This is a genomic window from Burkholderia cepacia, assembly GCF_001718835.1.
GTDB classification, from domain to species: domain Bacteria; phylum Pseudomonadota; class Gammaproteobacteria; order Burkholderiales; family Burkholderiaceae; genus Burkholderia; species Burkholderia cepacia_F.
On record NZ_CP013444.1, the window covers coordinates 2,282,412 to 2,295,806 of the forward strand.

A 13,395-nucleotide genomic window follows, 5' to 3' on the forward strand; every position below is an offset into this window, starting at 1 on the left:
GGGGATTAGCGTGATGAAATCCTCCCTGTTGTCCATACGCGCCGGTGCGTGCTACGTAGCCGTCGCGATCGTCACGCTAGTGCTGGCGGGCTGCGCGAATTACATCGGCACCAAAAGCGACAAGCAGGTCGTCCCGGTGTCGCAATTCGAAACTACGCAGAGCCTGCCGGCCCAGGGCGGCCAGTGGCCGGCGCTCGACTGGGCCAGCCAGTTCGGCGATCCGCAGTTGCCGAAGCTGATCGACGAAGCCCTGCAGGGCAATCCGTCGATCGCGCAGGCACAGGCGCGCATCGCAAAGGCGTCGTCGTACATCGGGACGTCGGAATCACAGCTCTATCCGAAGGTCAATGCCAGTTATTCCTTAAGTCGCGTGATATTTTCTAAGAACACGATCTACTCGTCCTATGGTGGTAACTGGTACAGCGAGAACAACGCGCTCGCGAGCGCGTCGTGGGAACTCGACCTGTGGGGCAAGAACCGCGAGCGCCTGCACACCGCCGTATCGCAGGAAAAGGCGGCCGAAGCCGACATGCAGCAGGCACGCATCACGCTCGCATCGTCGGTCGCACGCACCTACAACTCGCTCGCGCAGCTCTATGCGCTGCGCGATATCGCCCAACGCGAGATCACCAACCGCGAGACCGTCGGCAAGATCACCGACGGCCGCGTGTCGGCCGGCCTCGACACCAACGTCGAACGCCAGACGGCCCGCGGCAATATCGCGACGACCCAGGCTTCGCTGTCCGATCTCGACGGGCAGATCACGACGGTGCGCTACCAGCTCGCGGCATTGCTCGGCAAGGGCCCGGATCGCGGGCTGCAGATCGCGGCGCCCGTGATGAACCCGAGCGGCGAAGTCGTACTGCCCGGCAACCTGCCGGCCGATCTCGTCTCGCGCCGCCCCGACATCGTCGCCGCGCGCTGGCAGGTCGAAGCCGCGATGCACGACGTGAAGGAAGCGAAGGCCGAGTTCTACCCCGACGTCAACCTTGCGGCCGGTTTCGGCTTCGATGCGTTCGGCTGGGGCAAATTCCTGAACTTCGCGAGCCGCCAGGCGCAATTCGGCCCGGCGATCCACCTGCCGATTTTCGACGCCGGCGCGCTGCGCGCGCAGCTCAAGGGCCGCTACGCGGACTTCGACCTGTCGGTGGCGAACTACAACCAGACGCTGATCAGCGCGCTGAACGACGTCGCGACGCAGGTCGCGTCGATCCGCGCAGTCGATCGCCAGATGGGCGATGCGCAACGCGCCCTCGACGCATCGACGCGCGCTTACGACCTCGCGGTCATCCGCTACAAGGCCGGCCTGTCGCCGCAGTTGCAGGTACTGACCGCGGACAGCAACCGCCTCGCATCGGAGCAGACGGTGACCAACCTGAAGATGCGCCGGCGCGACATGCAGCTTGCACTGATCAAGGCGCTGGGCGGCGGGTTCGACGCGACCGGCACGCCGCTTGCCGCGCCCGACACCGACAAGCCGACAAAACAGGCCGCCAACTGATCCGGCGCCACCACTACGCAGACACTCGAAATAACGGACGGAGAAAATCGCCATGAGCGACCAACAAAACGCCGCCAGCGCGCAGCCGCAGAACAACGGCAAGCGCAAACGGATGATGACGCTGCTCGTCGCGGTCATCGTGATCGCGGCCATCGCGTATGGCCTGTACTACTTCCTCGTCGCCCGCTTCCATGAAGGGACCGACGACGCGTACGTGAACGGCAACGTCGTGCAGATCACGCCGCAGGTCACCGGCACCGTGATCGCGGTGAAGGCCGACGACACGCAGACGGTGAAGGCCGGCGATCCGCTCGTCGTGCTCGACCCGGCCGACTCGCAGGTCGCGCTGCAGCAGGCCGAAGCCAATCTCGCGCAGACGGTACGCCAGGTGCGCGGCCTGTTCGTCAACGACGACCAGTATCGCGCGCAAGTCGCGCTGCGCCAGTCCGACCTGTCGAAGGCCGAGGACGACCTCCGTCGCCGTGTGGCCGTCGCGCAGACGGGCGCCGTGTCGCAGGAAGAAATCTCGCACGCGCGCGACGCGGTGCGCGCCGCCCAGGCATCGCTCGACGCCTCGCAGCAGCAACTCGCGTCGAACCGCGCGCTGACCGCAAACACGACGATCGCATCGCATCCGAACGTGATGGCCGCCGCCGCGAAGGTTCGCGACGCATACCTGGCGAACGCGCGTAACGTGCTGCCCGCACCGGTCACCGGCTATGTCGCGAAGCGCTCGGTGCAGGTCGGCCAGCGCGTGTCGCCGGGCACGCCGCTGATGTCGGTGGTGCCGCTTAACGCAGTGTGGGTCGATGCGAACTTCAAGGAAGTCCAGCTCAAGCACATGCGCATCGGCCAACCGGTCGAACTGACGGCCGACATCTATGGCTCGTCGGCGGTCTACCACGGCAAGGTGGTCGGCTTCTCGGCTGGTACGGGCTCGGCGTTCTCGCTGCTGCCGGCGCAGAACGCGACGGGTAACTGGATCAAGGTCGTGCAGCGCCTGCCGGTGCGGATCGAACTCGATCCGAAGGATCTCGACAAGCACCCGCTGCGCATCGGCCTGTCGATGCAGGTCGACGTGGACATCAAGGACGAACGCGGCGACCAGCTTGTGAACGCACCGAACACCGTCTACGAGACCAACGTGTTCGCGAAGTACGGCGACGAAGCCGACGCCGAAATCGCCCGCATCGTCGCCGAGAATGCCGGCGGCAACGCACCGGCGCCGGCCGCGGCGAAGTCGAACGCCGTCGCGAAGATGATGTAACCGTTCCGACTCCGGAAAGACAACCGACATGGCACAGGCACCTGTCTCTCACCCGCCGCTGCAAGGCGGGCAACTTCTGCTCGGGACGATCGCGGTATCGCTCGCGGTGTTCATGAACGTGCTCGACACGTCCATCGCGAACGTCGCGATCCCGACCATCTCGGGCGACCTCGGCGTGTCGTCCGACCAGGGCACGTGGGTCATCACGTCGTTCGCGGTCGCGAACGCGATTTCCGTGCCGCTGACCGGCTGGCTGACCGACCGCTTCGGGCAGGTTCGCCTGTTCCTCGCGTCGATCATCCTGTTCGTGATTTCGTCGTGGATGTGCGGGCTCTCGCCCAACCTGCCGTTCCTGCTTGCGTCGCGCGTGCTGCAAGGCGCGGTTGCGGGCCCGATGATTCCGCTGTCGCAAGCGCTCCTGCTGTCGAGCTATCCACGTGCCAAGGCGCCGATGGCGCTCGCGCTATGGGCGATGACGACGCTGATCGCGCCCGTTGCCGGCCCGATCCTCGGCGGCTGGATCTCGGACAACTACTCGTGGCCGTGGATCTTCTACGTCAACATCCCGGTCGGCATCGCCGCCGCCGCCGCGACCTGGGCGATCTACCGCAATCGGGAATCGGCCGTGCGCCGCGCACCGATCGACGGCGTGGGCCTCGCGCTGCTGGTCGTCTGGGTCGGCTCGCTGCAGATCATGCTCGACAAGGGCAAGGATCTCGACTGGTTCGCGTCGACGACCATCATCGTGCTCGCGCTGACCGCCGTCATCGCGTTCGCGTTTTTCGTCATCTGGGAGCTGACCGCCGAGCACCCGGTCGTCGACCTGTCGCTGTTCCGCATGCGGAACTTCACCGGCGGCACCGTCGCGCTGTCGATCGGGTACGGCCTGTACTTCGGCAACCTCGTGCTGTTGCCGCTGTGGCTGCAGACGCAGATCGGCTACACCGCGACCGACGCCGGCCTCGTGATGGCGCCGGTCGGGTTGTTTGCGATCCTGCTGTCGCCGCTCACCGGGAAGTACCTGCCGCGCACCGATCCGCGCTATATCTCGACGGCATCGTTCCTGACGTTTGCGCTGTGCTTCTGGATGCGGTCGCGCTACACGACGGGCGTCGACGAATGGTCGCTGACGCTGCCGACGCTCGTACAGGGCATCGCGATGGCCGGCTTCTTCATCCCGCTGGTATCGATCACGCTGTCCGGCCTGCCCGGCCACCGCATTCCCGCGGCATCGGGCCTGTCGAACTTCGTGCGGATCATGTGCGGCGGCATCGGCACGTCGATCTTCCAGACGGCCTGGGATCATCGCAACAACTTCCATCACGCGCAGCTGGTCGAGCAGACGAACGTCTACAACCCGACGTTCAACCAGGCCGTCACGCAGATGGGCAACCTCGGGCTGACGCAGGACCAGGCACACGGGCTGATCAACAACCTGGCCACGCAGCAGGCCGCGCAACTCGGCGTGAACGATCTGTTCTACATCTCGGCGGCGATCTTCGTGCTGCTGATCGGGCTGATCTGGATCACGAAGCCCGAGCGCTCGGGCGGTGGCGATGCAGGTGCGACGGCGTCGGCAGCGCATTAATAGTACTGTGTCGACATATTCATGCCGCTATAGGGATTTCTTTATCCGTGGCGCGGCAGCGCGGCATCCAGCCAGAGATCTCAAAGCGCCGGACCGTACTTTGAAGCGGATTCGATAAATACCGTTTGACTTCCGAATTAAAATGCCCCCTCCAAAATTTTCGCCACCCACTCAATTGCTCCACTTTTTATTGGAAAATTTTTGACATATCTACTGTATTTTTGAATCTGCCACTGAGGCGCGAAACCTACAGCCGCCCATCTGGGCAGTTACAGTTTGAATTTACTGATTATCAAGCAACCCCGGCCTCGCAAAGCATTGAACACTTTATAGATAAAATAATTATATCGAACTCAAAAACACCCCGCGCCCGCAAGTGGCACCTCACCCCTAAAACGACACAATAAATTCAATAAAAATTCACACCGTTTTCGCAAAATTTCACCAAGACCTCCGCGCCTTAAGATTATTAATTTTGTAATGCATATGAATCTGCATTAATTTTATTAATTTGATTGTAATTTTCTCAGACACGGCGGATGTCAAAATCACCTACATGCTCACGTCGACGCATATTCACGAGAAATCGGCTCCAGATGTGGAATCCCATCCGCATCAGTCCGGAAAATTCCGCATTGCCTTTCATTCGCCTAGCTAACGGACCGTCAACATCGATATTGACGCGCATGAGCGCCACGGCCGTCACATCGGCCGGAACGGCAGCGGTTCATTGAGCGCGATCGAAAATGGCTGTGCAATCCGGCGTCGCATGATAAGTACTTCGTCCAACCTCTCTTACATATATTTTCAATATCGATTTTCGATCATACCACCTCAACGATAAACACCATTCAAAGAAATTTGATTCATGACACTTTTAAATATTTGTAAATATATTTACTTAACCGATGACCAAATTGACATGAGAAACTTTTCGCCTACGGTTTTGCAGAAAATCGTCATACTCGTATTGATGCTCGATGGCTGTTCGACATCACCGGGAAATTATCTGAACACAACACGGCTCGATGACAACGCGCTGCCACAGGGCGCTCATTACAAAGTACGACTTGTCACGGGTGAACTCATTGTTTCTCAGGTCAAGGAGCAACAGAAAATGGAGCCGCCTCGGTTGCCGGTGTCGCGCTATCACGATCTGTCACAATATGTATATCGGATCGAACCGCAGGATATCCTTGGTGTGATCGTCTGGGACCACCCTGAACTGACGACGCCGCAGAATTCGGGTGTCAGCAGCACTACGTCAACAAATGAGAGTGCATTGCAACAACCATATACCAGTGGTTTCCCAAATAATCCTTCCGGCCAAACAGTTGACGCTAATGGCTCGATCTATTTCCCGTATGTCGGTCAATTATTTGTTGCAGGGAAAACTATCGGCGAGATACGTAATATACTTTCCAGGAAACTTGAACATTATGTCAGGAACCCACAGGTCGACGTGCGAGTGCTGGCGTATCGTAGCCAAAAGATCCAGGTGACAGGAGAAGTGAAAGCCCCCGGTCCACTTGCCATCACTGACGTCCCGCTTACGCTTATCGATGCAATCGCACGCTCAGGGGGAGCGTCAGCCGAAGCAGATCTGCAGCGCGTTCGCTTGACTCGCGATGGTCAATTCTATGAGCTTGACGCATATGGGATACTCGACCGCGGGGATATTAGGCAAAATGTGGTTTTACAGTCCGGGGATATCCTCAACATTCCGGACCGCACTGATAGCCGTGTGTTTGTGATGGGTGAAGTGAAAACCCCGCTCACGGTATCGATGAATAAGGGACACCTGACGATTGCTGATGCGTTGACCGCAAGTGGCGGGATTCTTGATACTGATGCGAATCCACGTCAAGTGTACGTTCTGCGCACTCAACAGGACAATCCAGATACACTGAACGTCTTTCGACTCGACATGACGCAGCCGTATACACTCATGCTATCGGGCCGGTTCCAGTTGAAGCCGCTGGACGTCGTATATGTCGGAACGGCTAGCTCCGTCTACTTTAACCGTTTGTTGCAGCAAATATTTCCAACAATTCAGTCGGTTTATTATATGAAGCAGATCACGCACTGATTTTAATCCGCGTCCACGGGAGAATCTGACGAAATGAGGAAGCTGATTTATCAGGCTCAGCGGGCACGGACTATCGAGTACGTTGCAGCAAGAATCGCGGGTAGGCCCCACAGCGACGGGGCAGCAGATTGGCTTTGAAGAAGCGGAAACCGCGCGCTGATCTTGCTCTACGAAAACTTGACTGAAAACCCAAGCGGATCCACCTCATGACTCACGACACTCAACCCTCTCCGGCAAACCCAGCAGATCAGCCCGCATTTCGATCGCCAGTTACTTGCGGCCGATAAGCAGTCCAATCAGCATACCCACGCCCAGCGCGGCGGCTGCGGTCGTCCAAGGGCGGTCGTGCACATACGTATCCGCAGCTCGTGCGGACTTCATTCCTCGTTCGACCACGATGACCTTCGCGTCGGCGGCCCGCCTGCGCGCATAACTGAGCCGTTCGCCGAGCTTGCGTTGGAACGCGGATTGTTTCAGCGCTTCCGTTTCAACGGCACGGGCTTCGTCACTAATCCGTTCGTTATCTACATTCGAGATGGTCGACATACTTCGAATTCCTTAATCATTGTGGTTCAAGCAACACGCCGCGTTCATGTGCACGCGACGCAATATAGGGTAAGTGGCAGAAATCGCCGACGCAAGCCAAACCGGAACTCGGCCGAGAAATCTGACGAACCGGTGTCGTCACCCCCATGCATCTCACTTCGTCAGTTCGCTGATCTCAACCTCGACATCGCAGATCGACATAGTTGCCAGTTCCATCGGCATCGCTCAGATCCAGCGCCCGCCCGCCGTCCCACAGGTCCCAGCGCTCACTTTCTACCCCGGACTCATCGACGGTAGCAAGTGCTGCAGCGTGCATTAGATCGACGCCTCGTACGTATACCGTGTCGTACGAGTGGTCTGTAGTCGAATCGCAATCCTCGGTCCAATTGAGAAGCGCAAACGACTTTCAACTCGAACTAGTAGCACATCGAACACTACATGTGACCGCCCAGGATCAGGTAGTTGGCGATATTCATCGGCTTTGCATTGCTAATCGATGATCCGCGTAATGTCGTCCGCGCGGCTCGGCCGGCCAATCACTCGTTCCCCGAGTGCACGGAGAATCCGGAATGAGAATGCGCCCCAGACAAGTGAGCGCCCCCGAGCGACGCTCGTGCCACCTCAGACGTCCAGGCACCGAGAAACAGACCCGTTCCGATCGCGATCGTCTATACGTGCCGGTTACAGAGCGTCCTGTGACAATCGACTTCATGGTACTTCAGCTAACTTTCCTGCTGTCGGGGCCGCTCTTCGCACCGTTCGACGGCTGTACTGAAACCGATGTCATGAATTCATCCTTTGCCTGTCAGCGTATTCCAATCTGTCAGTGCACACGACGGCTCCCGTCGTGCCCGATGAACACCACCTACCATTGGGAAAAATAAATCGAGAAAATTACGATGGCAATAGGCAATGCAAATTTGGACTGGAAACCGTGCAATATCTGCATACTGCGGACCGCACATCGAACCAATCACTGTCCGATCGCCACTCAATATCCGATTTGTGTCAGATAGGATGCGATTTATCCAGCAACCGACACCGGATCCGGCGCAATGTCAAGTAAAACTTAAAAATTCCCTGATCCAATAGTGCGGTGAGTGAACCTGAACCAGAATTAGTCGCGGTCGAAAGTGGAGATTTCCGACTTGCACCGGCGAGACCCGGCATGTCGACATCGACACACGACACGTGCAGATCGATGCGCCGGGATTCGTGCCGCGCGACGACTGGTTCCATCTCGCGCCCGGCACACCGGCGCGCATCGCGCTCGTTCCATTACGAATCGACGGGAAGCCCGCGGCGGCCGACGACCATGCGCCGCCCGTGGTGGAAATCCGCGCCGTGAACGCCGCGCGCGCGGTACGCGCCACGCAGGCCGGTTGACGCGGCGCTCGCGGCCGCCGCGTATCAGTCGGACGAGCCCGTCCCGCGCGGCCGCTCGATCCCGTATGCCTCCATCCAGCGGTACAGCGTCGCGCGCGACACCCCGAGCTCGCGCGCCGAAGCCGCGACGCGCCCGCGCGTGCGCAGCAGCGCCGTTTCGATTGCCTCGCGCTCGATCGACTTGCGGATGTCGGCCACCGACGGCGACGCCGCATCGAGACAGTATTCGAGTTCGAGATCCTGAGCGGTAATCAGGCGTCCTTCCGTCATCACGACCGCGCGGCGCACGCGGTTGATCAGTTCGCGAACGTTGCCGGGCCAGTCGTGCTTGTACAGTGCCGTGATCGCATCCGTCGAGAAGCCGCGCACGCGATGGCGCGCGTCGCCGCGGAAGCGTTCGAGCATGTGATGCGCGAGCAGCTCGATGTCCTTGCCGCGCGCGCGCAGCGGCGGCTGGTCGATGCGCATCACGCACAGCCGGTGGAACAGGTCGGCCCGGAAGCGCCCTTCCTCCATCGCGTCGCGCAGGTCGACGTGCGTCGCCGACACGATCCTGACATCGACCGGCACCGGATCGCTGCCGCCAAGGCGATGGATTGCACGCTCCTGCAGGAAACGCAGCAAGCTTGCCTGGCTCTCGTGCGGCAGGTCGCCGATCTCGTCGAGCAGCAGCGTGCCGCCGTTCGCCGCTTCGACATAGCCGATCTTGCGCGCGTTCGCGCCGGTAAACGCGCCGCGCTCGTAGCCGAACAGTTCGGATTGCAGCAGATGGGGCGGAATGGCGCCGCAGTTGACCGCGACGAACGGGCCGTTGCGGCGCTCCGAATGGCGGTGGATCGCGACGGCGGTCAACTCCTTGCCGGTTCCCGTTTCGCCGAACACGAACACCGGTGCGTCCGTGCGCGCGAAGCGCCGCACCGTATCGAACAGCCGCAGCATCGCGCTGCAGGTGCCGACGATGCCTTTCTCTTCCGATTCGAGCCGTTCGCGGTCGCGCGCGAACAGGCATTCCATGCCGTACGCATGGCCGACCGTATCGGCGATCCGCTGGTGCGACGCCGGCAACGTGACGTAATCGAAGCAATAGTCGCGCAACAGCGCGCGCACGTTCGGCGAAGCAGTCTGGCCGACGTCCACGAGTGCGACCCAGACGACGTCGCGCATCGACGCGCAGGTCGACGCGATGCTGCCGATCGCGTCGGCGTGGCCGCCGCTCAGGTCGAGGATGCCGCAGGTGATCTCGCCGGATGTGTCGCGCAGCTCGCTCGCCTGCGCGACGATCGACACTTTCCAGTCGCGTCGCGCCAGTTCCTTTCGCAGCATGACGGACGGCGACTGCGTCCAGTAAATCAGCGGACGCTGCCCGTTACCACTCCCCGCGCCGGCGCTCTTATCGCGCGTTATTGGCATATTCATAACGAACCATCACTTTCTCCACTCCGCGAACCGTTCGCGTGCGCTGCGGCCGGCGGCGCACGACTGCATTGCCGCACTTTAGCGAAGATCGAAACTGCACACGGCGAGAGCCCCCGGAGGTCGAGCCGGATGTCATCCGGCCTCGTTGTCATCGAACTCGAACGGAAAAAGATGGCGTGATCGCCGCCATCGTACTGGACCGCCCGCGCGTATTGCAGCGAACCTGCGCGCCCCCTTGATCAGCAGGGTTTGCATATGCCGTTGCGCGTTTGCACACCGGTGAACCGATTGAACCCGCAGGCTGCGAACAGACCGGGGAGCGTCTCCTTCTTCCGGGATTCTGAACTTCCGGCGGGATGTGAATAGTCCAATAGCGCTGGGATTCAAAAACCTCATACGACTAATAGCGCGCACAGCCCCACAGCACAGGAATCAGCGGAAACGGAGCTGGAGCTATTGGCCGCGACTCCGATGGGCCGCCCGTCGGGGCTCCATGTCTCGCCCGACACGCTTCGCATCCGATGAACCGCGATATCGCCCATCGCCTTGATATCGTCAACATACTCGGAATGAAGGTCGATCACCCACATATCGATGCCCTGAATCTGGCGACGAAGGTCGTCGTTGATCGCAGGACTGCAACCAGCGTTGCAGTCCGCTGTGTGGTCAACAACGTGGTAACGGCGAGCGAAAAATCGATGCCGAAATATTTTCCCTGATCTCCGATGAGCATTCGCCAGGAAATTGCCAGCATGATTAGTTCAACCGTAACTGGCACGACGCATCTTGCATACGGTTATTCATACTGAAGCTCCATGCAATGTCGTCTTAGAATATGGTCGCACATTCCCCCTTAAATTGACATACATCAATTCGATGCCGATCCATTTTGGGATGGTAATATTTTGAAAGTAATTTTTTACTTTACAGGCTATACATGGCGTGCAGCCCACGCAAGCGCAGCGCTTCACCGGTACCGGACCAGAGCGCGACATCCTCGTGCGTATTGTGCCAATATGACGGCCGCCAGTCACTTGGAACGGATGGACCGCTCTTGCGTTTCTGGCGGTGTTTTGCACCCTCACCGGATTCGTGGCCTTGTTCTGGGCTCTCGACAAGGGCGGAGTTGTCTTGATCGCGCTATTACAATTCGATCAGCCGGTCATCAATTTCATCATCGTAGCGACGCTTCTCTCCGAGACTCTTTCCGCGACAATGCTGCTGGCATTGTGTTTGATCTTGTGGCGCATATTTGTCGCGTCGGGCCTTATGAGGCTGGTCTTAACGCAGGATTCCGCCCTCTCCCTTCCCTGTTGGCGCGCTCGTGCGATCGCTGTATGCGATCGTTTGAAAACGTCTCGCTGACATGAGTTTGCTATGACCACATTAGGATTTCCCAAGTAGCTGCGGACCATTCTGAAGAGTTCGCGCCTGAATTGTGGACGTGTCAACAGCCCCGGGTCGGGCCGCGTTGTGGATAACGCCCTCGTTGGCGGAAGATAGCACCTGGGCTGTCATCCCATCCTCTTTGCCAAGGCACCTCCACGATAGGCCGCACCGATAAGCGCATACCTGCGGAGATACTCCTTCTGGAATGCGTCGTAGGCAGCCTTCGTTCCTTCAGGATTGGGCAGGTCAAGCAGCGTCCTGTGCAGGTATGGGTAATCCCGGTGAACAGCGATCAGGTCGTTCACGGGGTATTCGATCAGACGCTCGGGCGAAGAACGACGATCCCGTGCACGCTGCAGCACGGCCAGTACGTCATCAAAATGCTGACGCCGGATTGCATCGACCAGGGCGAGCTTGTTGGAGAAGTACTGATACACGGAGCCAATACTGACACCGGCAACCCTGGCAAACTCATTGGTTGTAAATCCCGACCATCCTAGAGCATCCAGAACGTGAGCACCCGCTTTGACAATCACTTCCACCGTCGCCCGTGAACGCGCTTGGCTCGGAGCTTTCCGCCTTGCGGATGTGGCGTCAGAAACGCGAGTAGACATGCTAACTCCAACCGAAAATAATGTAGGCCAAGCTCACATATTATTGGACACAAGAAAGGGGGGCTTGTATGGACTCGAACAATCTCTTGTTCAAAATGCTCCACTACCAGGCCTGGGCGAATGATGAAATGTTCGAGGCAATGAAGGGACTCGATGCCGGGCAGTATGCCGAGGAGCGCCAATCTGCGCTCAAATTGATGAACCATTGCCTCGTCGTGAACAAAATCTTCGCAGCGCATCTGGTTGGCGATCGTCACGGCTTTGCCGCCGACAAAACACCCGAGACGCCCAAGCTCAATGAGTTGCGTATAGAAGTCGCAATCCTCGACCGTTGGTATCTCGATTACGTGAAAATGGCTACGCAGACGTGACCCTGACCCAAGAAATAGTCCGGTGCAAAAGTAGAGAAATTCGGCATGATGTGTCCAAGCGGACACGAAGGCCATGCCATGAAGACGAGCAAATTTACGGAAGAGCAGATCGCATTTGCCCTGAAGCAAGCCGAGCTGGGTACGAAGGTCGAGGAGATCTGCCGCAAACTCGGAATAAGCGAGGCGACTTTCTACAACTGGAAGAAGAAATTCGGAGGGTTGGGGCCTTCTGAGCTGCGCCGCTTGCGCCAGCTCGAAGAAGAAAACGCGAAGCTGAAACGGCTTGTGGCGGACCTGAGCCTGGACAAGGCCATGCTGCAGGACGTACTCGCAAAAAAGCTCTGAAGCCTGCCCGTCGGCGCATGTTGATCGATGAATTGCGTGATCGCTATCGAACCAGCCTGACGAAGACTTGCGCGTTGTTTGGCATGTCTCGTTCGCTGTATCGGTATCAGTCGGTTGCGCGTGATTCGTCGGCGCTGCTCATGCGTATCAAGGAAATCACCGCCACGCGCGTGCACTATGGGTATCGGCGCGTTCACGTGGTCCTGTGACGGGAAGGCTGGCGAGATAACTGCAAGCGCGTCTACAGGCTGTATCGGGCGGAGGGCCTTTCACTGCGGCATAAGCGGCCGCGACGTAACAAATCGGCTCGGCTGCGACAGCCCAAGCATATCGTGACCGCGATCAACGAAATCTGGAGCATGGATTTCGTTGCGGATGCACTGTTCGACGGGAGACGTCTACGGACACTGACCGTCGTCGACAACTACACCCGGGAATGCCTGGCCATCGAGGTCGGACAAAGTCTGAAGGGGGAGCATGTAGTCGAAGCGCTGACGCGTATTACTGCCATGCGCGGGCACCCCGCCACGATCAAGGTCGACAATGGCAGCGAGTTCATTTCTAAGGCAATGGATCGCTGGGCCTATGAACATGGCGTTGAACTGGATTTCAGCCGACCGGGCACGCCCACTGACAACGCCAAGGTTGAAAGCTTCAACGGGCGCTTCCGGCAGGAGTGTCTGAACGCACATTGGTTCTTGTCATTGGCTGACGCGCAGAGCAAAATCGACGACTGGCGCACGTACTATAACGAGGTTCGTCCCCACTCCGCATTGCAGTGGATGACACCCGCCGAATTCGCCCGTCAGGCAAGAGAATCCGCCTCGTCTGACAACTCAACCAAGCCGGAAATCTCCACTTCCGACCGGGACTAATTCTGGTT

The 13,395-nt window shown here is 59.0% G+C and carries 9 protein-coding genes and 3 pseudogenes; 9 read left to right on the top strand and 3 right to left on the bottom strand.

Features of this window, described 5'->3' with window-relative positions; translation table 11 throughout:
* The first annotated feature begins 13 nt into the window (after positions 1 to 13).
* The 4 genes from WT26_RS30090 (at position 14) to WT26_RS30105 (ending at position 6,445) form a co-directional block, all read left to right on the top strand.
* Positions 14 to 1,501, top strand: a complete 1,488-nt coding sequence (locus tag WT26_RS30090) for an efflux transporter outer membrane subunit (RefSeq protein ID WP_069274662.1) — start codon at positions 14 to 16, stop codon at positions 1,499 to 1,501.
* A 52-nt stretch (positions 1,502 to 1,553) separates the two neighbouring features.
* Positions 1,554 to 2,768 carry an efflux RND transporter periplasmic adaptor subunit gene (locus tag WT26_RS30095; protein ID WP_059526464.1) on the top strand — a complete coding sequence of 405 codons (1,215 nt, stop codon included), beginning with the start codon at positions 1,554 to 1,556 and terminating at the stop codon, positions 2,766 to 2,768.
* A gap of 28 nt (positions 2,769 to 2,796) precedes the next feature.
* Positions 2,797 to 4,356: a DHA2 family efflux MFS transporter permease subunit gene (locus WT26_RS30100; RefSeq protein WP_069274663.1), complete on the top strand. Its 1,560-nt coding sequence runs from the start codon at positions 2,797 to 2,799 to the stop codon at positions 4,354 to 4,356.
* Between the two features lie 922 nt (positions 4,357 to 5,278).
* The gene (locus WT26_RS30105; RefSeq protein WP_069271457.1) at positions 5,279 to 6,445 is read left to right on the top strand and encodes a polysaccharide biosynthesis/export family protein; all 1,167 of its coding nucleotides are present in this window, start codon (positions 5,279 to 5,281) and stop codon (positions 6,443 to 6,445) included.
* Between the two features lie 270 nt (positions 6,446 to 6,715).
* On the opposite strand, the gene WT26_RS30110 is transcribed toward WT26_RS30105, so the two are convergent.
* Positions 6,716 to 6,991, bottom strand: coding sequence for a DUF883 family protein (locus tag WT26_RS30110; RefSeq protein ID WP_080485769.1), 276 nt, complete (start codon positions 6,989 to 6,991; stop codon positions 6,716 to 6,718).
* Positions 6,992 to 8,143: 1,152 nt separating this feature from the next.
* Between WT26_RS30110 and WT26_RS30115 the strand changes: the two are divergent.
* A pseudogene (locus tag WT26_RS30115) lies at positions 8,144 to 8,377 on the top strand (glycoside hydrolase family 2 protein); the annotation flags it as partial.
* Positions 8,378 to 8,401: 24 nt separating this feature from the next.
* Here the strand turns inward: WT26_RS30115 and WT26_RS30120 are convergent.
* Complete coding sequence (locus WT26_RS30120; protein WP_059530461.1) at positions 8,402 to 9,793, bottom strand: sigma-54 dependent transcriptional regulator; 1,392 nt, start codon at positions 9,791 to 9,793, stop codon at positions 8,402 to 8,404.
* 521 nt (positions 9,794 to 10,314) lie between these two features.
* Between WT26_RS30120 and WT26_RS37770 the strand changes: the two genes are divergently transcribed.
* Together WT26_RS37770 and WT26_RS39190 are read left to right on the top strand one after the other, a co-directional pair.
* A complete protein-coding gene (locus tag WT26_RS37770; protein ID WP_155123253.1) occupies positions 10,315 to 10,512 on the top strand; it encodes a hypothetical protein in 198 nt (65 codons plus the stop codon).
* Between the two features lie 322 nt (positions 10,513 to 10,834).
* Positions 10,835 to 11,158 (top strand): annotated as a pseudogene (locus tag WT26_RS39190) (EamA family transporter); the annotation flags it as partial.
* A gap of 149 nt (positions 11,159 to 11,307) precedes the next feature.
* Here WT26_RS39190 and WT26_RS38680 read toward each other — a convergent pair.
* Entirely contained in the window at positions 11,308 to 11,724 is a 417-nt protein-coding gene (locus tag WT26_RS38680; protein ID WP_230461654.1) for a TetR/AcrR family transcriptional regulator, read from the bottom strand.
* A gap of 140 nt (positions 11,725 to 11,864) precedes the next feature.
* Between WT26_RS38680 and WT26_RS30135 the strand changes: the two genes are divergently transcribed.
* Positions 11,865 to 12,167, top strand: a complete 303-nt coding sequence (locus WT26_RS30135; protein ID WP_069271461.1) for a DinB family protein — start codon at positions 11,865 to 11,867, stop codon at positions 12,165 to 12,167.
* Between the two features lie 78 nt (positions 12,168 to 12,245).
* Positions 12,246 to 13,387: pseudogene (locus WT26_RS30145) on the top strand (IS3 family transposase).
* Positions 13,388 to 13,395: the final 8 nt, after the last annotated feature.